The 20961-nt window shown below is 44.6% G+C and carries 17 protein-coding genes; 7 read left to right on the top strand and 10 right to left on the bottom strand.

From position 1 onward, the window contains the following. Positions 1 to 6: 6 nt before the first annotated feature. Together R7Z41_RS05895 and R7Z41_RS05890 are read right to left on the bottom strand one after the other, a co-directional pair. The gene (locus R7Z41_RS05895; protein WP_206970724.1) at positions 7 to 690 is read right to left on the bottom strand and encodes a topoisomerase I; all 684 of its coding nucleotides are present in this window, start codon (positions 688 to 690) and stop codon (positions 7 to 9) included. A gap of 75 nt (positions 691 to 765) precedes the next feature. Then, entirely contained in the window at positions 766 to 1683 is a 918-nt protein-coding gene (locus R7Z41_RS05890; protein ID WP_005376731.1) for a leukocidin family pore-forming toxin, read from the bottom strand. Between the two features lie 1099 nt (positions 1684 to 2782). Here R7Z41_RS05890 and R7Z41_RS05885 point away from each other — a divergent pair. Next, positions 2783 to 3757 (top strand): DUF1852 domain-containing protein, encoded by a 975-nt coding sequence (locus tag R7Z41_RS05885; RefSeq protein ID WP_139059381.1) that lies wholly within the window; start codon positions 2783 to 2785, stop codon positions 3755 to 3757. A 30-nt stretch (positions 3758 to 3787) separates the two neighbouring features. Next, positions 3788 to 4816 (top strand): methionine synthase, encoded by a 1029-nt coding sequence (locus tag R7Z41_RS05880; protein WP_031780992.1) that lies wholly within the window; start codon positions 3788 to 3790, stop codon positions 4814 to 4816. 623 nt (positions 4817 to 5439) lie between these two features. Here R7Z41_RS05880 and R7Z41_RS05875 read toward each other — a convergent pair. Next, a complete protein-coding gene (locus R7Z41_RS05875; protein ID WP_225477556.1) occupies positions 5440 to 6459 on the bottom strand; it encodes a DUF2955 domain-containing protein in 1020 nt (339 codons plus the stop codon). A 9-nt stretch (positions 6460 to 6468) separates the two neighbouring features. After that, positions 6469 to 7533 carry an HlyD family secretion protein gene (locus R7Z41_RS05870; protein WP_318136337.1) on the bottom strand — a complete coding sequence of 355 codons (1065 nt, stop codon included), beginning with the start codon at positions 7531 to 7533 and terminating at the stop codon, positions 6469 to 6471. A 99-nt stretch (positions 7534 to 7632) separates the two neighbouring features. Here R7Z41_RS05870 and R7Z41_RS05865 point away from each other — a divergent pair, with 99 nt between their 5' ends. Together R7Z41_RS05865 and R7Z41_RS05860 are read left to right on the top strand one after the other, a co-directional pair. Next, positions 7633 to 8493, top strand: coding sequence for a LysR family transcriptional regulator (locus tag R7Z41_RS05865; RefSeq protein ID WP_017634710.1), 861 nt, complete (start codon positions 7633 to 7635; stop codon positions 8491 to 8493). A 150-nt stretch (positions 8494 to 8643) separates the two neighbouring features. Further along, the gene (locus R7Z41_RS05860; RefSeq protein ID WP_005457944.1) at positions 8644 to 9186 is read left to right on the top strand and encodes a hydrolase; all 543 of its coding nucleotides are present in this window, start codon (positions 8644 to 8646) and stop codon (positions 9184 to 9186) included. A gap of 39 nt (positions 9187 to 9225) precedes the next feature. Here the strand turns inward: R7Z41_RS05860 and R7Z41_RS05855 are convergent, their stop codons facing one another. The 3 genes from R7Z41_RS05855 to R7Z41_RS05845 all read right to left on the bottom strand — a co-directional run bounded on the left by R7Z41_RS05855 (position 9226) and on the right by R7Z41_RS05845 (position 12190). Continuing rightward, positions 9226 to 10122: a 1-aminocyclopropane-1-carboxylate deaminase/D-cysteine desulfhydrase gene (locus tag R7Z41_RS05855; RefSeq protein ID WP_206970722.1), complete on the bottom strand. Its 897-nt coding sequence runs from the start codon at positions 10120 to 10122 to the stop codon at positions 9226 to 9228. A 107-nt stretch (positions 10123 to 10229) separates the two neighbouring features. Then, a complete protein-coding gene (locus R7Z41_RS05850; RefSeq protein ID WP_017820496.1) occupies positions 10230 to 11516 on the bottom strand; it encodes a sensor histidine kinase in 1287 nt (428 codons plus the stop codon). After that, on the bottom strand, positions 11513 to 12190 hold the full coding sequence (locus tag R7Z41_RS05845) for a response regulator transcription factor (protein ID WP_005389368.1): 678 nt from the start codon (positions 12188 to 12190) through the stop codon (positions 11513 to 11515). Before R7Z41_RS05845 ends, R7Z41_RS05850 begins: the two co-directional genes overlap by 4 nt. A 152-nt stretch (positions 12191 to 12342) precedes the next feature. On the opposite strand from R7Z41_RS05845, the gene R7Z41_RS05840 reads away from it, so the two are divergent. The 3 genes from R7Z41_RS05840 to R7Z41_RS05830 are packed head-to-tail and all read left to right on the top strand — an operon-like array spanning position 12343 to position 15219. Continuing rightward, positions 12343 to 13383, top strand: coding sequence for a glycosyltransferase family 2 protein (locus R7Z41_RS05840; RefSeq protein ID WP_203345894.1), 1041 nt, complete (start codon positions 12343 to 12345; stop codon positions 13381 to 13383). Positions 13384 to 13385: 2 nt separating this feature from the next. Then, on the top strand, positions 13386 to 14792 hold the full coding sequence (locus R7Z41_RS05835; RefSeq protein ID WP_033905700.1) for an ArnT family glycosyltransferase: 1407 nt from the start codon (positions 13386 to 13388) through the stop codon (positions 14790 to 14792). Between the two features lie 4 nt (positions 14793 to 14796). After that, positions 14797 to 15219: a GtrA family protein gene (locus R7Z41_RS05830; RefSeq protein ID WP_033905699.1), complete on the top strand. Its 423-nt coding sequence runs from the start codon at positions 14797 to 14799 to the stop codon at positions 15217 to 15219. Between the two features lie 127 nt (positions 15220 to 15346). On the opposite strand, the gene R7Z41_RS05825 is transcribed toward R7Z41_RS05830, so the two are convergent. Genes R7Z41_RS05825 through R7Z41_RS05815 form a run of 3 tightly spaced genes read right to left on the bottom strand, consistent with a single transcriptional unit; the run spans position 15347 to position 20752 of the window. Next, positions 15347 to 16291, bottom strand: coding sequence for a hypothetical protein (locus tag R7Z41_RS05825; protein ID WP_206953372.1), 945 nt, complete (start codon positions 16289 to 16291; stop codon positions 15347 to 15349). A gap of 3 nt (positions 16292 to 16294) precedes the next feature. Beyond that, positions 16295 to 17242, bottom strand: coding sequence for a hypothetical protein (locus tag R7Z41_RS05820; protein WP_138940436.1), 948 nt, complete (start codon positions 17240 to 17242; stop codon positions 16295 to 16297). 3 nt (positions 17243 to 17245) lie between these two features. Continuing rightward, positions 17246 to 20752, bottom strand: coding sequence for a T6SS effector BTH_I2691 family protein (locus R7Z41_RS05815; protein ID WP_206970719.1), 3507 nt, complete (start codon positions 20750 to 20752; stop codon positions 17246 to 17248). Between the last annotated feature and the right edge of the window lie 209 nt (positions 20753 to 20961).

The raw sequence follows: 20961 nt of genomic DNA, 5'->3' as shown, positions 1-20961 counted from the left end.
TTACTTTTATTCGCGATGTTCGTTTTGTCTCTCTTTTATCAAGTCATGCTTTTGTTCTTTAAGTAGAGTGATTGCGAGCTTAGTGTCCTCAATCAATTTACTGTTATCGTTGAGATCTTTGCTCTTCAAAGGCAAAACTAGATAATGAATGCTGCCATCTGCATTCTGTACTCCGGTAGCGATGATGACATCACCTTCAGACGCCGTACCAAAATACTCTGATACGACTTTGGTTTCGCTGACACCGTAGCTATCCAAATAGGATGACTCCGTATTGTCAAACAAGATAGGAACCCCTTGCCTAGCTAATGTTCGCAATTGTTTTTGCTTTTGCTCGTCGAATGGATAGTCGGTCGTACTGATGTAACTTACCTGTTCAGCTTCAATAAAATCGTACAGTTCATTGCTCAGTTCATTTAATGGGGCAGATATCCAAGGTGTAGCTGGAATGACGTCGGAAGTATCATCATTGCCACTTTGTGGTGTTGGAGTGGTAACCACCTTTTGAGCAGCATTGCTCTCAGGAGGCGTTACACTTATTGTCGCAGCGTCTTCTGTCTTGATTTGCTCGTCAAGGCTTGCAACAGGTTCGGTCTGGGCATTCTTGTTATTTGAATTAATCAGAAATATGGCGAGTACTGCACCAAGTGCTAGCGCCGATCCAGTCAAGAGTTTTTTGTTACTTGTCATGTGTCATGTCTTACCGTTTATTTCATTAGTAAATACGGCGGCCACTTATTTATTCCGTGGCCGCAGGCTAATAAGTTAGTGGTAGAGATCGTCATTCCAAGAGATAGTTACGGCTCGGCTAGTCTCTGTCCATTGACTGCTATCACGATTTTTCTTCCAGGTATTTTCTGGTGTGGTATACCAGCTACACCAGTCGCGACCAAAGTAGTAATTGGTTTTTCGCCAACCAGCAACCAGCTTGACCTCTGATGTATCTAGGCCATCTTGAATGTCATTTTTTCTATATACGACGCCGACTTGTGGTTTAAAATCTGAACGCATAACGACAGGTAACTCATTGTAATCAATCAAATTACCCATGTCACAACTGGTCCAACGATACAATAACCAGTCTTTAGCTGGCGTATTATGGCGGATAGTCTTGTTTTCAATTAACCAATTAATGCTTTCGTTAGCTTGGTTAAAATCGGCAACCGTTTGAAACTCTGGCTGGTCGTACGTTACACGGTTGCTCCAGGAGATTCCCCCACTAATATTTGGAGAAGTAGAAGCACTAAATCCAAGGTTAAAATCTAGAGACTCACTGACAGATGCCGTTGCAATGGTGTTTTCGGGAGCATGGCTCATGTGGCGTAAAGGGGCGCCATTTAAATAGCTCAGTGCCAGCTTAAAAGCCGTTGGAACGGTGTAACGGTAATCTCCCCCAGTGGCAAAACCATAGATTTGTTCTTTGTTTGGAACATTAGTCATGTCGAAGCCAGAACCGCCATTTAGGATCAACTTGGCTTCTTTAGCGCCATTTGGTAGCAAAGATTGGTTCCAGACATTTTCTAAAGAATAAATTAAGCGGATTTTTTTCGAGCGTGCATCACCATCATCAAGCTGAAGCAACGTCGAAGTGTAAGATTTCAATGTATCTTCAGCATGTGCTGGTGCTAAAGAACCAAGTAAAGCGAGTGCGATAATACTCGCGGAAAGATGCTGTTTTTCCATTATTGTTTCCTATTAGTCAGCCCATAAAGACTTTTGTTTTAAACTATCTTGATGGGCACTTTATAATTATGGACAGGTTATAAATTCAAGCTCAATAAATGAGCGGTGAAATAGTGCATCTTGTTTTTTATTAAAAAAAGAAAAAGGATAGATTCGTGGGATTAATGTCTCATAGTTTTTAAATTTACCTCTCAACTATAATAAATAAGAATTTGGTTATTAAGTCTTGCCTTTTTAAGTTATTGCTTAATTTTAACTTTCTAATGTTATATTGAGCTTTTTTATTGATAAAAGTGAATTTTATAAATGTTAGCCATGTTATTTTTAGGGTTTTTGTTATACCAAACTAAGTAAAGTATCGTTATGTGGTTATCTCGGGTTTATGAGTTCAATTCAAATTAAAACAGTGGTTTATGTTTTTTGTTATTATTTTTTTAGAGCTTAATGTAATAGTTGAGTGATAAAGTCCGTCAATGAAGTTGTCATGTTCGTGTATGAAGTTATATGTGCTTTTACAGCAGGAAATTAAACTTTACGTTTAAGATGATAAAGATAGAAAAAGAAATAAATAAGATAATTAAATAATCATGTTTCGAGAATATAAAATGTAACGTACTTCTAATTAAACGAATGCTTGAATAAACGATGGGATGTGAAACGTGCTATTTAAGTTACGCTGTCCTATATTCTAGTTGGCGTCTTGTTTATACAATGCGTTTTCTCGGCTTAAACTGGTTTACGTACTGCTAATCTCTTATCCGTTTCTTAATTACACATATTGGCAATATGCTCGCCAAGTTACGTGTATTGGTGTCAATGAAAAACAGTATCTACGATAGCTCTCTCAGGGTTGGAACTGCCACTATGAATTTCCTTCATGTTCAATGTGAAACAATACCAATATTACTCAACTCGTGAAGCAAGTATAAAAAAAGGACTGCTCTGGTGTTAGGCACTGCGACGGTCGTTTTTTGTACGAACCGTTCGTCGTAAGTGCTGTGCAACCTAACGATTGGGAAAACCAAAAAACAAAAAATGTCCCCATGCACAGAGTTAGGAAAAGTCTGCTTTATCTAAGGAAATAGGATACCAACTCACGATGAATAACGATTTCACATTTGCTATCAAAAGCATTCGCTTTGATGAGAATTACCAACCATCAGACAACACGCGAATCACTACCAACTTTGCTAATCTGGCTCGCGGAAACTACCGCCGAGAGAATCTGCGCAATGCGCTCCGAATGATCGATAATCGTTTTAATGCGTTGGCATATTGGGATAACGCGCAAGGTGACCGCTACTCAGTTGAACTTGAAATCATCTCTGTTGATATGGATATCCAAGGTAGTGGAGAAGCATTCCCATCGATTGAAGTGCTCAAAACTAACATTGTTGACCACAACACTAACGAGCGTATCGAAGGCATTGTGGGCAACAACTTCTCTTCATACGTGCGTGATTACGACTTTAGCGTTTTGCTGTTGGACCACAACAAAAACCAGCCACAGTTCAGTATCCCAGCGAACTTCGGTGATTTGCATGGCAAACTGTTCAAAGCTTTCGTTAATTCTGAGTCTTACAAACAGCATTTCAAAAAGCTGCCAGTGATTTGTCTGAGCGTATCGGACAACAAGGTATATCGACGCACCGAAAACCAACATCCTGTTTTGGGCTTTGAATATCAGCCGAACGAATCTTCGTTGACGGAGCAGTACTTCAAAAAGATGGGCTTACAGGTGCGCTACTTTATGCCGCCAAACAGTGTTGCACCATTGGCATTCTACTTCTTCGGTGACTTGTTGAACGATTATTCAAACCTAGAGCTTATCAGTACGATTAGCACGATGGAGACATTCCAGAAGATTTACCGACCTGAGATTTACAATGCCAACGCGGTTGCCGGTAATTGCTACCAGCCAAACTTAAAAAACCTAGACCACTCGCTAACTCAAATCGTTTACGACCGAGAAGAGCGCAGCCAACTGGCGATTGAACAAGGGAAATTTGCCGAGGAGCATTTCATCAAACCTTATCAATCTGTGCTTGAACAATGGTCTGCAAGCTACGCGTAATCGATAACGAGAATCTAGAAAGGAATGACGATGAAAACACTATTACCGACTTCAACGGCTGGCAGCTTACCGAAACCTTCTTGGCTGGCCGAACCAGAAAAACTTTGGTCACCGTGGAAACTGCAAGGTGAAGAACTGATTGATGGCAAACGCGATGCGCTACGTGTCGCTTTGCAAGAACAAGAGCTGGCAGGCGTTGATATCGTCAGTGATGGCGAGCAAACTCGGCAACATTTTGTGACGACCTTTATTGAGCATTTAAGCGGCGTAGATTTTGAAAACCGTAAAACGGTGACCATTCGCAACCGTTATGAAGCAAGTGTTCCGACGGTGGTTGGCCCAGTAAGCCGCACAAAGCCCGTGTTTGTTGAAGATGCCAAGTTCTTGCGTCAGCAAACTAAGCAACCTATCAAGTGGGCGCTGCCAGGCCCTATGACGATGATCGACACACTTTATGATGATCATTACGGTAGCCGTGAAAAGCTGGCTTGGGAATTTGCAAAGATCCTCAACCAAGAAGCGAAAGAGCTTGAAGCGGCGGGTGTCGACATTATTCAATTCGATGAACCTGCGTTCAATGTGTTTTTCGATGATGTGAACGAGTGGGGCATTGCGTGTTTAGAGCGTGCGATTGAAGGGCTGAAATGTGAAACTGCAGTGCACATCTGCTATGGCTACGGCATCAAAGCGAACACGGATTGGAAGCAAACGCTAGGCACTGAATGGCGACAATACGAAGAAGTATTCCCTAAATTGCAGCAGTCAAATATCGATATTATCTCGCTTGAGTGTCATAACTCGCGAGTGCCTATTGAGTTGCTTGAGTTGATTCGCGGTAAGAAGGTGATGGTTGGTGCGATTGATGTCGCTACTAACGAAATTGAAACGCCAGAAGAAGTAGCGAACACATTGCGAGAGGCGTTGAAGTACGTTGATGCCGACAAGCTTTACCCATGTACCAACTGTGGTATGGCACCTTTGTCTCGTGAAGTATCGACCGCTAAGCTCAATGCGTTAAGTGCGGGTGCGGAGATCATTCGTAAAGAGTTGGTGGGTTGATATTAATACTTAGGCTCCGCACCATGAACTAAAGTTAGAGTCATTCCAGCGAGTTTAAACGAGACTAGGAATCTGATTACAGCTCGCTAGGAAATAGCGATAACTTTCGCACTTCAAAGCTCTCGGTGGGTAGCTCCTGAATCACGCTCGTCCCTCGCTGTTCAGGATGACGGATGTTGGAAGATATATTGCTCGCCACAACCCTAGTTATTAGAGCAGTTTCAGGATAGCGTCATTCCAGCGAGTCTAGACGAGACTAGGAATCGGGTTACAGCTCGCTAGGAAATGACGATAACTTTCGCACTTCAAAGCACTCGGTGGGTAGATCCTGAATCACGCTCGTCCCTCGCTGTTCAGGATGACGGTTGTTGAGATATACGTTACTCATGTACACAACTATTTGGTTTGTATCCAAAGTTGGGTCATTCCAGCGAGTCTAAACGAGACTAGGAATATACTAACAACTCACTGGAAAATGGCGATAACCTTAGAACTTCACAGCACTCGGTGGGTAGCTCCTGAATCACCTCGTCCCTCGTTGTTCAGGGTGACCGTTTTAAATAAAAATGCCGCTCACAGTATAGTGAGCGGCATACATTTCCCGTTTCCAGCCTCGGCCAGATTTAATTCAACTCTACGTTCTTAATCTCAGGATGCTTTAGCAACATCACACGAATCCAGTGATGCACCACCCACATCACCATCGCGGTGAGCAGAACCGCGACGAAAATCGAGCTGAAACGGTACAAGATCGAAAAGAACGCGTCTTTTTGTTCTGGCACCAATGAAGTCGTCAGCGGAACCGATAGGGCAGACATGGCAGAAAACGCGATAGCCGCTTTAATTTGCCCCTTGGTGAGCCACAAGCAGAATGGCCCCATTGCAATGGTAAAGGCGAGCCAAAAGAGTAGCCCATGCCCATACCAACTGCCCAATATCAGCTGAACAGCCATCCCTGCGATGCAGCCTAGTGCGGTGCCGATGATGCGAATTTTTGCCATGGCGAGCGAGCCCGCTAAAGTCATTGGGGTTAGGATGATCAAAATGGAAGCTTGTGCGGACAGCGAGTCATATAAGTCCGCTACTTGGAATACGATAAATGCCGCCATCGCCACTACCCAACCCATAGCAACTTGGCTGATGTAGTCAATATCGCTTTTTACTGGGGTCGACATCTCAATGTGCTCGGCGGGGGATTTTGGCTCCGGGAACAACCAATACGCGAATGCGCAAACAAAAATATTGCTGAACGCCATCACCCACATGTTGACGTTGAACTCTTCAATATCCATGAAGTTATAGCTGGCAAAATTCAACACAATTGAACCCACCAACAGCCCCATGTAACCAAACAAATAGGTTTTCTGGTTCATCATTGCAATGCACTTGAACAGCATCATGATTCCGACGGCAACGGTCATTAATGTTGGATGAAACTGCAAGTATTCCAGCAAAAATGTGGCTTGTATGGTTGTCCACACCGCAGAGAAAAACACGATCAATAAAGCCGAAATATTAAAGTTGTCCATTCTGCCCAATATAAACAGCGGCATCATGATGGTAAAAAATCCGTAAGACCAACCGAAGATCATGCTTAGCGCGAGCCCTAAAGAGCAGCCGAACCAAATTCGTAAGGTTTTCATTGTCGCCGCCTAGTAAATGAAGTGGAACCAGCTTGCGAGGTGAATCTGTGCTTGCGCCATCAACTGCCAGAAAATGCTGTTGTCTGGGTACAAAACAATGGTAGCGCGAGAGCCGACAAACAGTGCTGGTGGTAACTCTTCGCTGCTGGTTAGGTTCACTCGTGTACGCTGCGCATCACGTACCCAGCGGTTGTTCACTTCCACTTTGGGCAGTGCGCCATTAGGCGTTTGTTGTGCGGCTGCTACACCGTAATCGCGGCTAGCTAAATCAAAGTCGTACACCGAACCTGGGTTGGCATCAAATGTGACCAAGGCGTGGAAAGTCTTGTCTACGTTCGCGACGGACTTTTCACGAAAATCAGCGGCTACCCAGAGTGATCCTGTTGGTACAAACGTCAGCAATGGCATGTTGGTGTTTGCCATCGTGCCAACTTCTAGTTGCAGGTTGGTCACGACACCATCACTGGGAGCGAGTACCGCGGTATTTGCCAAATCAAGTTGCGCCTTTTCGATGCCGTTTTTGGCAATTCGAACGGCGGTGCTTTGACCTTTTTGATCGCCTAATTGCGCCTCAATGACTTTTAAGTTTTGTCGTTCCGCTTTAAGCGCTGCACGTGATACCTGATTTTGGGCAAAGGCATTATCGAGTGTCGATTGAGAGATGACTTTCTGCTTCGATAGTGTCAGTAAGCGGTTGTACTCGCGGTGTGCATTATCAAATGTCGCTTGTGCGCGGGCAATATTGGCAAGAGCGACTTCGCGTTGAGAATACAGCGTTGCTTCTTTTTCATAAGCGGATTGCAGAGACAGCTCCGCCTGTTCAAGCGCTATCTTGTATTTACGATCATCAATCGTAAACAACACATCGCCTTTTTGAACGGACTGGTTATTCTCGATGAGAACGTCGGTCACTTTACCAGATACCTCGGGTGCGACTTGGACAACGTATCCTTGCACTCGTCCTTCGGTCGTTAAGGGGGCGTGGCGGTCAGCAATGATAATGTACAAAAATAGTACGATGAACAGGACAATCAAAGTTCGCATCCAGTGTTTGAATTTTTGGTCAGCCGTCATTACAAGTTCCGTTAAACATGTTGGATAGCGGATTATAGAGAAGTCACTCACAATTCAGTAGAATGATAATACGAACATAAATGACCTAAAAATAGGACAATGAACGTTAATTTTGATGATATTTACCTATTCACTCAGACGGTGGTTCACGGCGGTATAAGTGCAGCGGCAGAGGCGAATCAACTACAACGCTCAAAAGTGAGTCGTCGTCTGCAAGAATTAGAGAAATCGCTCGGGGTACAGCTTTTGATTCGCACAACACGCAGCATTGAGTTGACGGAGCACGGGAAACGCTTGTTTGAGTTGGTGGGGCAGCCTATTGACCATATTCAGCAAGGTTTAAATGCCATGCACGAATATCAACAAGAGCTGACGGGCAAGGTGCGTTTAGCCATTCCTTCCGCATTGATGAGCTCTGCCGCGTTTAACGCGATCATCACCGAGTACACAACGCGGTATCCGGAGATTTCGGTCGAGATTGAAAACCATCAAGAGAGTGTCGATCTCAAGCGTCAATCGTTTGATTTACAGCTTCTTCCGAGCGTGGTCAAAGTCACCGATGACAGCTATGTGCAGTTCAGTCTTTTGCCTTATCGTAGTCACTTTGTTGCGTCAAAAGCCTATCTAGAATCGCATCCGCCAGTAAAAACGGTGGAAGATCTTAAGCAGCATCGCCTTTTAACTAATCGTTACAATGCCGATTTGCTCGATTCAGATCTGCATGTGGCGTTGCGTTCGGATGACCTCAACTTGCTGCGCTCGATGGCGATAGCAGGAAACGGCATCGCGTTTATTCCTCAAATTCATTCCAAGCCTGCACTGAGAGACGGTTTGTTGGTCGAGGTGCTGCCTCAATTCGCGCATCCGAAGCAGCATCTTACTCTGATTTATCCCTCGGCCTTATTTCTGCCCAATAAAGTCAAAGCCTTGATTGAACTAATTCGAGAGAAATTTAAATAGTCAGTTCAAACCACTCTTACCTAAGGGCAAATGTGTGAGCGAAGGTCATCTTTCTAGGTTTTATTGCTCTAACATGAAAGGGTTCTGATACATTAACTTTTGCTCAACTTGTTGAGTATGGTTTGTGGTCGCACAAGATAGGAGATGGAAATGTTATCGAAAGGAAACACGGGCCTGATTGTGGTGGATGTTCAGGGCAAACTCGCTACATTAATGCATGAAAGCGACGCACTGATTGAAAATATCACGAAACTGGTAAAGGGCGCCAAAGCACTAGATTTGCCTATTCTGTGGCTAGAACAGAATCCAGAAAGGTTGGGCCCAACCGCGGAGCCGATTCGTGAAGTGCTTGAAAGCACGCATTTACCTATTACCAAGTACACGTTTGATGGTTGCAAAGAGGCGACGTTTAAGGTCGCGGTGGAGAACGCGAAAGTTGATACCTGGTTGGTTTGCGGTATTGAATCCCACATTTGCGTCTATCAAACCGCGGTTTCTCTGCGCCAGTCCGGTTATCGCGTTGAATTAGTCACGGATTGTGTCTCTTCCCGAACCGCTGCCAATAAAGCGCTCGCTCTTGCGAAGTTAACCGCTAACGGTGTGGTGCTCACTGGGTTAGAAATGTGCTTGTATGAAATGGTCGAAGATTGCCGAGCACCTGAATTCAAAGAAATTCTGGCGCTCATCAAATAGTGGAATCACTGTAATCAGCAACAACTTTATTTGAACACGCTATTCAAATTCTCGTTGATATCTTGGCAACATCGACTCGTTGCCAAGTAACCCGCCTTGGTGAATATAAATCACCGTTTTATCTGTGTTCTCTTCCAACCAAGGGGTGAGGCATTGCCACATATACGGGTCGTATAACAGGTCAAATTCGAGGTCGGTTTGCTCAAAGAGTGCTTTCCATGTGATGTAATCTTCTTCGTACAAGCGACCAAAATGGTGTTTGTTGCGCACGGTTAAAATGGTTGGGTGGCTGTTTTCACCGAGCTGGTTGAACTGCTCAGTTAAGTAATCTGCATCGCCTACGCAAGGGCAAGTTAGCACTTCTATGCCGTGTGGGCTTAAATGTTTATGAAGATATAAAGCGGTCGTGCCAGTGCCTGATGGCAGGGCGACGGTAAACTGTTCTTTACCTCTCAATCGCGTCCAATCAAGAATTTCTCGTGCTAACTGTTTGATGCCAGCTTCAGCGAGGTGGGAACGTCCACCCTCTGGAATAAGCAATGTCGACTCATCTAATCTTTGTACCTGGTGGACGTATTCACTAGGGTGGAGTTCGCTACCGATGTCTTGCATGGCGGTGATTTTCATACCCAAATCAAGCGCACCACGATAGTTGCCGATAGGGGAGTCTTTAAGCCAAGAAGGAATGTGTTGAACGTAGAATTCGAAGTTCCAGCCTTTGATTTGCGCCAGAGCGGCAAGCGAATACATCGCGTTGGATTGAGCAGAGCCATAACTGATGAGGGTTTTGATGTCGCTGTTCTGCGTTTCCATCAACGCCATAAACTTACGTGCCTTGTTCCCAGAAAAGTGAGAATGCAGCATGTCATCACGCTTAAGGAAAAACGTATGACCGTTGAAGTTGTGTTGAGTTATCGGGCTTTCAGAGAGTTTCATGCTACTGCTGACGTGTCCAACCACGCGACCTTGCCGTTAAAAAGGGCGCGTAGTGTAACGCCATTAAACCCAGATAAAAAGTCTGGGTTTCAGTACAACCATTTCGGTTATTCCTGATGCTCTGACGTAAGGTCAATCACCGCCTCACAACCACCTTCTGGATGTGTACCAATCTTAAATTGCCAGCCATAACGCTGGCATAAATCATCCACAATCATCAAACCCAATCCGTGCCCATCAGAATGTGGAATGGTCGAAAAGCCTTCGCCTTCATCACGTACCGAGATGGTGTTTTCCCCGATGCTGATATGAATTGATCCCGATGGTGTCGCGGCGATGCCGTTGCGAATCAGGTTGCCAAGAATAATGGTCAACACAGCATTGGTAGCGCGCGTTTTTGGGTTTCCGTCGATCTGTACATCAAAGCTGAGTGCTTTCTCATCCGCCTGAGCTTGGCTTTGGAAGATGATTTGGATGAGTTCTTCTTCGGTGATGCTGCGCACTGGTGAATCATCTGCATTACGCTCGTAACGCACTAAGCCGAGTAGGGCATCCACCATAGTCGACATCTGCTGCGTTGCATCTTGAATTCGGTTCACCTGGCGGGTCTGGAAATCCGTGTTCGCACTTCTTGCCAGTAAACTGCTTGAGCCTTTCATTACGGTTAACGGTGTACGCAGTTCATGGCTTGCGTATCGTGCAAAGGCTTGCTCACGCTTGATGACTTGGTTGATTTTGTGGCGATACTCATTCAACTCATCCGCGAGGGTTTGGAACTCTTTGGCCGAGCCCTCTGGCACGCTAAAAGTTTGCGTAGCATCGCCTTGATGATGGTCGAGTTGAGTTTTAAGCGCATTGACGGGTTCAATCAAGCGTTGTGATAAGCGCAGCAGGAGGCTACCAAACAGGAACACCAGCACGGCGACAATGGACAGCACCATAGCGACGACGAGAATGAATTCCTCTGAGGTGATCTCGATTTCATCAATCAAGGAAACCAGAATAACGGGATGTTCAACGCCTTTGTAGGTGTAAGTGCTCATGTAAACCATGCGCGAGTATTCACCGTCTTCTACTTCATCAAGAAAGTGCTTTTGACCAATCAGGTATTTTTGATAGCGCTCGGCAACCAATGAGATGTCGTTGTATGCAGTGGTGAGCAGGTCAAGCTGAATACTGCCTTGCTCTGGGTGGGACTGGAAATGTTCAATTGCTTCTTTTTTGTCGACCATAATACGACGCTCGCCCACGCGGTCTTCAGACCAAAGCAGGGAGCCGGTAATCAACAAAAAGCAGAAGATGCCAATCACGACCGACACAAAAGAGAAAAACAGAGCGAGTCGCCCTGTCATACTTTGTGTGCTTTGCGTGCTAGCAAGTAAGCGATTGATCATGCACCTGTCTCCAAGCGGAAGCCAACTTTCGGCACGGTGATAAGCACATGTTGTTCAAATGGCTTATCAAGTTGGTTGCGAAGTTGGTAAATGTGGCTGCGCAGAACGTCGTTGTTCGGCTCGTTCTCTTGCCAAAGTTGGAAGGCAATTTCTTCGCGTGTCACTACGTCTGGCGCGCTTTTCACAAGCATTTCCAGAATGGTGTAAGTGGTAGGGTTTAGCGCCAACAGTTTATCTTGGCGATAAGCTTTACGCGTTTTTTGGTCGATAGACACTTCACCGTATTCCAACTTGCTCGATGCGACAGTGCCACGGTAACGGCGGATCAGTGCCATCATGCGCGCTTCTAGAATATCCAGATCGAAAGGTTTGGTCAGATAGTCATCGGCGCCGTGTTGGAAGCCTTTGAGCATATCGTCACGGCTATCGAGTGCAGTCAGCATAAGTACCGGTGTGTTGTTGCCCGCGTCGCGAAGTTTATTACACATGGTCAGGCCATCCATGCGTGGCAGCATGAGATCGAGCAAGATGATGTCGAAGGTGTTTTCCATCGCCAGTTTCAGGCCGAGCTCGCCGTTGTCTGCATAATCGAGTTCCATACCTGCACACTCAAAATAATCGAACAGCATGCCTGCGATTTCTCGATTATCTTCGACTAAAAGTACGCGTTTCATGTATTTCTCTCCAAGTGGGCGGGTTTTCGAAAATAAGACTTCGTCTTAACCGAACATTATTCACTAAGAACGTGAAAAAGATGTCAACAACATCTCTTTCACATTGATGTTTGTAGACTGGATTCATTCATCGGATTTAGTGGAAGAGTAGCATGTCAACCTTCAACATTCACGCTGCAACCTTTTCAAAGGTGAGCCAACACACTGAGCCTAAAACAGTTTTGTCTGTTGTGGTGCCATTCTTTAACGAGCAAGAAGTCTTGCCTGAATTTCATCGTCGTTTAGCCGCCGTTTTGGATGAAATGCCAGAACGCTGCGAAATCGTCTATGTCGACGACGGTAGCAAAGACGACAGCCTAATGATCGCGCAAAACTTTTCTCAATCTTCTAGCGACGTTCGTTGTATTGCACTAAGCCGTAACTTCGGCAAAGAGTCCGCCATGAGTGCGGGGCTGGAACACTGCCAAGGTGAAGCGGTGATCGTGATTGATGCTGACTTGCAAGACCCGCCGGAGTTAATCCCGCAAATGGTATCAAAATGGCGTGAAGGGTATGACGTGGTGAACATGCAGCGCAGTGAACGCCACGGCGAAACTTGGTTCAAACGCTTCTCGGCCGCTTGCTTTTACAAAGTGCTGAATAGCATGGCGAAATTGGATGTGCCTGAGAATGTGGGCGATTTCCGTCTACTGAGCGCAAAAGTGGTCAAACACATCAATGCGCTGCCAGAACGTAACCGATACATGAAAGGTATTTTTTCTTGGCCGGGTTTCAAGCAAGTGACGGTTCAGTTTGAGCGTGACGCTCGTTTCTGTGGTGAAACCAAATGGAACTACCTCAAGCTGATTGGCCTTGCAATGGACGGCATTACCTCGTTTTCCATTCGTCCTTTGCGTTTAGCGACACTTGCCGGTGCATTGGTGGCGTTCAGTGCCTTTATCTATGGCGCATTCATAGTGATGAAAACTGTTGTATTTGGTGAGCCTGTCACTGGCTACCCATCCATGATGGTCGTCCAACTTGCATTGGGCGGTGTGCAACTGCTGTCGATTGGCCTTTTGGGCGAATACATTGGCCGCATTTTTATCGAGACCAAGCAACGTCCTCTTTATCTTGTTCAGTCTGTTTACGAGCAGCCTGCAAAACATCAATCCATCCAAACCATGAAGTTTAAACTGGGAGAAACCGCGTAATCATGAGTATTAATAAAACCCATCTGTGGTTGTTGTTGGCGTTTGCTCTTTTACTCCGTCTTATTTCACTTGCCGCTTACCCTTTGATGGACACCACCGAAGCCCGCTACGGCGAAATGGCGCGCTTAATGGTGGAAACAGGCAATTGGCTTACCCCACAGTTTGATTATGGCGTGCCTTTTTGGGGGAAGCCACCCCTGTTCACGTGGATGAGTGCTTACGGCATTGAGTTGTTTGGATTGAATGAATTCGCAGTGCGCGCGCCTCATTGGTTGGCGGGTGTCGCGACTATTATTTTTGTTGCAGCCATGGCGCATCGCGCTGGCTTTAACGCAGTCATCGCAGCGTTGGTATTGGCGACGTGTGGCATCTTTTCAATTGCGGCGGGTGCAGTGATGACAGACATGGCACTGACATTGGCAATGACCATGGCGATGGTCGGCTTTTACTACTGCTGGCTTGGCAAAGACAAACACAGCCGATTGTGGGGTTATCTCGGTTTCTTTGGCTTGGCTTGCGGGCTGTTAGCAAAAGGTCCGGTGGCGATCGTGATCATGGGCATCGCAGTGTTTCCTTGGCTTGTGATTCAGCATGGTTTCTTCGGTGCCTTCAAAGCCTTGTGGCAGCGTTTTCCAATTGTGTTGGGGGTGGCGCTCATGCTGGCGATTGCTCTACCTTGGTACATCATGGCTGAAATGGCGACGCCTGGATTTATTGATTACTTTATTGTTGGCGAGCACTTTAAGCGTTTTGTTGTCAGCGGTTGGGAAGGGGACCTGTATGGCTCTGCTCATGATCAACCACGTGGGATGATCTGGGTATTCTGGCTGCAATCGGCTGCGCCTTGGTCAATTGTATTGCCTATCTTGGCATGGAAACGTCGTAAGGTACTCAAAGCCATTGAAACGGATCATCAAGGTCTATTTAGCTTCCTGATGTGTTGGCTGATTTCACCAATGATCTTGTTCACCATGGCTGGGAATATTTTGCCTGCTTACGTGCTACCGGGTGTGCCTGCATTGGGTATCTTGATTGCAATGCTGGTGGATAAACACGATTTCAAATGGCTGACCGGAACGGCAGCGGTGTTGCCAGCCCTGCTTATGATTGCGATGTTGGTTTTGAATATGGGCAAAGCAGATAGCCGCAGCGATCGCATCATCTTCGCGCAAATTAATGACAACGCTCCGGTCTTCTACATTGGTAAGCGCCCGTTCTCAGGTCAGTTCTATAGTCATGGTCAGGCGAAAAAGCTTGAAGATAAGAATGACTTAAACAATCTGAAGAAATTCCACCTGATTGGTAAATCGCAGCAAGTGGATAGCATGATTCATGAAAATGCGTTGAGTTGTACCAATGAGTTCACAGCAAAATCGAAACGCTCACTCTACACTTGTGTGGTTGGGTAACGGAATGCGCAAATTACCAAAATTTGCTTCGCTGGAAAGGTTTGCTTCGTTAACAAGGTTTGCTCTAGTAGGTGGTGTCGGCTTTATGGTCGACACCCTTATCTTTTCTGTGTTGTTCCATTGGTTTGGTCTGGATCTGATGCTGGCTCGTGGGATAGCATTTTTGTTTGCAGCAACCACGACTTGGCTTGGCAATCGCTGGCTGACTTTCTCTCAAGCAGAAAAAACCAACCCTTTCGCTCAATGGCAAAAATTTATGGCGAGTGCCTGTATCAGTGCTTTGCCGAACTTTATTGTGTTCAAAGGCGTAACGCTCGCCCTAGGAACGCAAGGGTTGATGGTCTATTTGGCTTTGAGCTTAGGCATATTGGCAGGCATGGTGAGCAATTATTTGCTCAGTGCAAAATGGGTGTTTAGTAGAGGATAGAAAGGTTCGGGCTTACTCTCCTATCCTCGAGTTAAAAATTCGTTATTTGAACCAATTTTTCTTTTTGTACATCAGAGTAAACCTAAAGCTTTTCATGGGGGATGTAAAAAGGTAAATAAGCCAAGGTTTATACCTTGGCTGCCGTTAGTTCAGATTTTGATTGTTCGATTTCAGATTCCGTTTGCCACTTGCCGTTGTAAAGGTATTCACGCTCAGGAAGTGGGGCATTTGACGCCCTTAAATCAAATACCTCTTCGGTTTGATATTCTCTACTACAAACTGGAATACTAAAGAGCCTTGATTCTGGCTTTGCTTCAAACAGCTTTTTATGATCATCGACCTCTTTACAATCCAGTTTGTAGACCTCTGACAGTTGTGTGACCATGGATTCTAAATCCGCTTCAGTTTTAAAGAAAACATAACAATCTGATCTATCTTGTGAGCGAAAGATAGTCTTATGAGCAGTATCTCGATATCTGCATATGTCATGCTTAAAATAGAACTGGATCACTTTCCTTTTTTTATTGTAGTCCGCAAACAGCCAATCCTCACGCTCTCCGATTCTCACTTCTGTTGGTTCATCTGGTTGGCGTTTAAGCATTTTAAAGGAGACTAATATAAAAGCACCTGCACCTACTAACGCCATCGGGCCAACCATCGCTACCATCACCACACATACCACTGCACCTATCCAGCCAACGGCTTGCGTGGCGGTATTCACCCACTTAGGCATGTTGCGACGTTTCTTCATCACAAAGCCTTTGTCAGAAAAAATATAGTCATAGCGATAGTCGAGGCCAATCGTAAGGTAAAAGGCACCAGACACCATCACCGATAAAATAAAAGAAAAAATAGTTACGCCAACCGTGTCACTCGTGTGTATAAACAAAGTTAATAGGAATGGGGCGATCACAAAGGGAAGCGCAAAAAGTTTAAAGTAATAGCGAAATGGTTCCTCTACATCATACTTGTGCCATGTTCTGACATTATCGCCTGCGAGTATTTCTTGCTCTTGCGCTTCTTGATAAACTGCTAATTCTTCTGGGGTGACGTAAAATGGTGAATATGCCAAGGGTTACTCCTTGGTTGTATTCAGTTCTGCTTTGCGCTGGTCGATTTCCGCTTCGCTTAGCCATAAGTCACCACGCAAGTATTTTAGTTCGGGTAATGTGGCATTCTTATTTCTCAGGCTATCTACTTCGCTTAGTAGATATTTAGTTCCTCTTACTGGAACATCTTGAAGTTTTTCGTACATTAGGTCTGTATTGAAAAGCTGTTTAATATTGTTTTCTTCAGAGCATTCGATGTTCCACTTGTTAACTAACAACTTCAACAAGTAATTCACTTCTGATTCAGTTTTGCAAAATATATAACTTCGACCACGAGTTTGGTTTCGACTGACTTCTTTATGCTCAATGTCAAAGAAATAGCAGTCGTCAAATTTGTGATAAATCACAATGAGTTTTCGCTGTTTGTTGTATTGAGCAAACAATGAATCTTTGCGAAGCCCCACTCGTACTTCAGTTTCTTCTTCAGGTTGGCGCTTCAGCATGCGAAATGAAACTAAAATAAATCCACCAGCACCGACTAGAGCCATTGGTCCTACTGCGATTACCATAAATACGCAGACTACTGCTCCAAACCAACCCATCACTTGCGCTGCTGAGTTCACCCAAGTAGGGAGATCACGTCTCTTTCTCAAGACCATGCCTTGCTCGGATATGGTGTAGTCATAACGATTGTCTAAACCAAATGTAAGATAAGAAACACCGGACATGATTATCGTTAAGCCTGATAATATGTAGGTCAAGAGCATCTGACTACTATCGTGGAGAAAGTAGGTCAGGAAAAATAACGGGCTGACTGCGGCTATAGCAATTGATAAGTATAAGTATCGAAAAGGCTCTTCAATATCGTGCTTGTGCCAGGTTGTGAGCTCTTTCCCTTTTAGAATTTGTTGCTCTTGTTCTTCTTGATAAGCCGAAAACTCGTCTGGCGTGATGTAAAAAGGTAAATAAGCCAAGGGTTACTCCTGTAAGCTAAGTTCACTAGTATCTGAAGTTAATGAACTTCTGATCGTTGCTTGTTTAGTATTGTCTGAAATCGCCGTATAAGTTGCACGCTGTTTTGCATTATTTTGGAACCAGTACTTACGGCTTAATTCGTTTTCATCATCGAGGATGTATTCTATCTCAAATGCTAGATAGTCAGCTGAGTCTTTCATAGGTAAACTCAATTTATACACGCTTTGAGAGTTTGCGGAGTTCATCGGGCTATTCAAGGTTTCTAGATCTACTCCGGTGTACCAAGTTCCTGATATCAATTCTCCCTTAGTTACAGAAGTATTTGTCCGAAGTTTAATTCCATCTCTTGCTATTTTGGTAGGAACTTGGATATGCAACTCAATACCAAACAGCTCCTGCATTGCTGATGGGTATTGCGTTGATGAATTGGGAACAACCCGCATCATTGGCACTTGGTAGATTGATGGTTTATCTATGATGGTTTGTAAATCAAATAGTGCCTTTTGTACTAATGAAGAGTTGTGTTTTTCTCGTTCTAACAGATCTGGAGACTGACTCCATTGTGCTCTGGCGGAATTATATCCCCACGGTAATTTATCTAACCATTTTTGAAAATCGTCTTGTTTGAACTTGCTCATTACATAGTTGCTCAAAAGGTAAATTGCAGTTAGCCCCATAATGACAAACATGATTGGCCCACCGAAAAGAACGTTTGCTGACCATACGCCAGTTATTCCTCCTACAGCTTGAAAGGTCCCTACTGCTGTAAGTCCAACTAAAGAAGAAAAGTTGAAGTATCCCGCAATTTTTGCAGTGCCATTCAAACTATCAAGTTGTTGTAACGACCGGTAAGCTTCTATCCCTGAAGCTAAAGCACCTATTATTCCTGTTACCGCAAGCCATTTGTTGAAAATTTTAAGATCACTCAAAGAAGAAATAGGTATTGTGGTATCACGTTTCGCCATTTCTTTTAGGGCAGATAAAGAACGTGCTCGTAGCGTTTTATCTACTCTTACGTTGTCCCAAAGTTTACCGGTGCGAATACCCGTCCAAGCGTTGACTGTATAAAAAAGCTTTTGTTGGATATCCAAAAATTCATCTGAGGACATTAATCCAGTGTCTTGGATACTGCTCATGGCATCACCAAGCGCGATGCAGTTAAATACTAATGCCAGAAAGCCTAGACCACCGGCATTCTCGAACAGTTTATTCAAATCATTGAGCTTATTCATCACGATCCGCGTTCTAAGCTCGATGGTTCTTTGAGGTAGATCATCAGGTAACTCAATGTACTGCGGGTACTCCAATGTAGCTACAGCGAGAGCCTTCTTAATAGTCTTTTTATTTTTTAAAGCTGTTGTGTATTTAGAGTCAGCTTTGCGGTTATTTTTCTGGAAGTCAGCAATGATTGCATCGTTTTTTTCGAGCTTAATCAGATAATCACTTACGCGTGTTTTCCATTTTTTAAAATCGTGAGCGTAACCTTCTTTTATTGTTACGGGCATATTGTGTGCCATATGTTCTGCAATAACGGCAAATAAATAATAGCTATGACGGTTCAGAGGTTTAGCGAAAACAGGCATCAGCGAAATTGATACTTGTGAGGTCATGCTAACACCAAACTCTACAACGCCTTTTGCAAGCGCACCTATTGCAGATTTAAAAATAATATCCAGCTCTTGGAAACCTTTGGCGATATCTTTGAGAAAGGCTGTTTCCGCAGTGTTTGGGTTGGAAACAAAGTCCATGATCTTAGAGTACATATTCACGCGGTTGCTGGTATCAGATATCTGGTCCATCAACTGATTATCAGGTTCAGGATTGTCTGAGACGATCGACTGTTCATTCTGCGCCTCAGTAATATTCTTCTCCATCACTTTAAATAAACTACGACTAAACCCAGAGGCATAGAGAGCTAGTAAACTGGTTGGTTTCTCCCATTGGCTTTCTGCCCATTGGCGGTCTTCTTCTTGCATCACCAAAGTAAATGACTCAACCGCTTGCTTGTGCAGTTGATACAAGCTGTACTGCGTGTCTTCGCTGTATAGGTCGAAGGTTCTCTCAAGATGATGAGGTGTTAAGGACTCCATTACTGCGATAAAGTCGCGTTTGACCGAAACCACTTGGGCTAGCATGGTTTCTTTTTGTTCTGACAGCTCTTGCATCTCGCTCAGCATTTGCTTCCAGTTGAGCTGCTGACGCCAGCGTTCAGTCGCTATCCATTGTTCGTATTTACCAAAACGGCTCGCAGAAATTCGATATTTGTCCTGTATCGCTTTAGCAATGTCACTTTGGGTATGTTGGTGTGATTCAATCGCTCCAGCGGAAAATTTAGCAGGATAGCCGGACTGAACTGAGCTTTTGTTCTGCTCTGCCAAATCAAGTTGGTGAGAAGAGTCATAATAGTCAGCCATGTCGGTATAAAACGACAGCTCTTCGCCGTTACGCTTAACGCTAGCTGGCATGTCTATCTCGTCACTTGCACCAAACATACACAGTTGCATGGCGGTCTGCATCAAGTTCCACTGGTTTGAAAACTGGTCAGTGAAAAGGCGGTAAGGGCTTGCGGCACCAACAAAATGCAGTGACATATCTTGAATGTCTGCGGCGTAATCTTTTATCGCGACGAAGTAGCCTGATTCTTCTTCTGGAATCGCAGAGGTTAAATCGCTTTTGACTGCGACAGGTTTAAAGACAGAACCATCTTCATCTGCTTTGGTGGCGATGCCAGAATCCGCAAAGCGACCATCATCGACGGCAGAAGATTCAATATCAGCGACTTGGGTTAACTTATCTATTGGTGCAATGTTGTGCTGATTCTCGTTTGAGGACAGAACAATGGTTTGCATGCGATCGATATGATTACTCGGATTGTTAAGTACGCGCATGAACGTGTGCCATGTCCACCGGTGCTCAGAGAAGCAAATCGATAGTACGCTTCCGTTGATGTAAGTAAGGAAGGGTTTTGCATCTTGTGGTGTCCCACGCTGCTCTGATTTTGGGCTTTCTGATTCTCCCAACTTATAGAGCGTGAATTGCGTTCCTTTGATTTCGTATTCGTCTAAGCTTTTGTTGATTGCATCATAGACATACAGCCAACCGTCGCGCAGTTGACGCAGGGTGTAACCAACGGTATTGAGTTTGGCTGGGCCTTGGCCTTTCCATTCTTCAGGCAAACCAAAAGGTTGTGTCTCTTCTGTTTCTAGCTGATCGATGGCATAGCGGACTGGGATAAAGTGCGCAGGTGATGCTTCCGTTGCTTCTTTCTCAGTTTTTAAATTGAGAGGTTCTGGTTCAGACGGCGGTGGCGGATCGATTTTTTTTGTTTCTCCCTCCCAAAACATACTGCGCTCTGGGGGGGAGCCAGCAAGATCATCGGATTCCGTGGTTGGAACGATATTCAGCGATTTCAGTGTACCATCGCTTTCAAATGCCTGAACGGCCTCCTCATAGGTATAGCTGTTGTCATACCAGAACATAGAAGTTTTTGGGGGAAGTGGATTATTCATCGTTAGCCCATGTTTAAGAGTTTTACTCTGTTACGCAAATATCGCACCAAAATAAAGTGATTAAAAATCAATGAGTTAGATTTTTATGGTTTTGCGTCAATCAAATAATTGTTTGTTTTTCCAATAAGTTGGTTGGTGTTTACCATTTTTTGTATTGATTGAATCAAAGTTTGAGTTGTGAGTGATGCCTCAATGAGCCGACAAAACAA

Origin of the sequence: Vibrio sp. 1457, from assembly GCF_033340195.1 — a bacterium.
Lineage (GTDB): Bacteria > Pseudomonadota > Gammaproteobacteria > Enterobacterales > Vibrionaceae > Vibrio > Vibrio alginolyticus.
This window is presented reverse-complemented; position numbering and strand designations above follow the sequence as displayed.

Coding starts and splice junctions, on each gene's coding strand:
- R7Z41_RS05860 (WP_005457944.1), top strand. CDS start 8,644: ATGTTATCGAAAGGAAACACGGGCCTGATTGTGGTGGATGTTCAGGGC.
- R7Z41_RS05840 (WP_203345894.1), top strand. CDS start 12,343: ATGTCAACCTTCAACATTCACGCTGCAACCTTTTCAAAGGTGAGCCAA.
- R7Z41_RS05890 (WP_005376731.1), bottom strand. CDS start 1,683: ATGGAAAAACAGCATCTTTCCGCGAGTATTATCGCACTCGCTTTACTT.
- R7Z41_RS05895 (WP_206970724.1), bottom strand. CDS start 690: ATGACAAGTAACAAAAAACTCTTGACTGGATCGGCGCTAGCACTTGGT.
- R7Z41_RS05850 (WP_017820496.1), bottom strand. CDS start 11,516: ATGATCAATCGCTTACTTGCTAGCACGCAAAGCACACAAAGTATGACA.
- R7Z41_RS05875 (WP_225477556.1), bottom strand. CDS start 6,459: ATGAAAACCTTACGAATTTGGTTCGGCTGCTCTTTAGGGCTCGCGCTA.
- R7Z41_RS05865 (WP_017634710.1), top strand. CDS start 7,633: ATGAACGTTAATTTTGATGATATTTACCTATTCACTCAGACGGTGGTT.
- R7Z41_RS05815 (WP_206970719.1), bottom strand. CDS start 20,752: ATGAATAATCCACTTCCCCCAAAAACTTCTATGTTCTGGTATGACAAC.
- R7Z41_RS05830 (WP_033905699.1), top strand. CDS start 14,797: ATGCGCAAATTACCAAAATTTGCTTCGCTGGAAAGGTTTGCTTCGTTA.
- R7Z41_RS05855 (WP_206970722.1), bottom strand. CDS start 10,122: ATGAAACTCTCTGAAAGCCCGATAACTCAACACAACTTCAACGGTCAT.
- R7Z41_RS05870 (WP_318136337.1), bottom strand. CDS start 7,533: ATGACGGCTGACCAAAAATTCAAACACTGGATGCGAACTTTGATTGTC.
- R7Z41_RS05885 (WP_139059381.1), top strand. CDS start 2,783: ATGAATAACGATTTCACATTTGCTATCAAAAGCATTCGCTTTGATGAG.
- R7Z41_RS05880 (WP_031780992.1), top strand. CDS start 3,788: ATGAAAACACTATTACCGACTTCAACGGCTGGCAGCTTACCGAAACCT.
- R7Z41_RS05845 (WP_005389368.1), bottom strand. CDS start 12,190: ATGAAACGCGTACTTTTAGTCGAAGATAATCGAGAAATCGCAGGCATG.
- R7Z41_RS05835 (WP_033905700.1), top strand. CDS start 13,386: ATGAGTATTAATAAAACCCATCTGTGGTTGTTGTTGGCGTTTGCTCTT.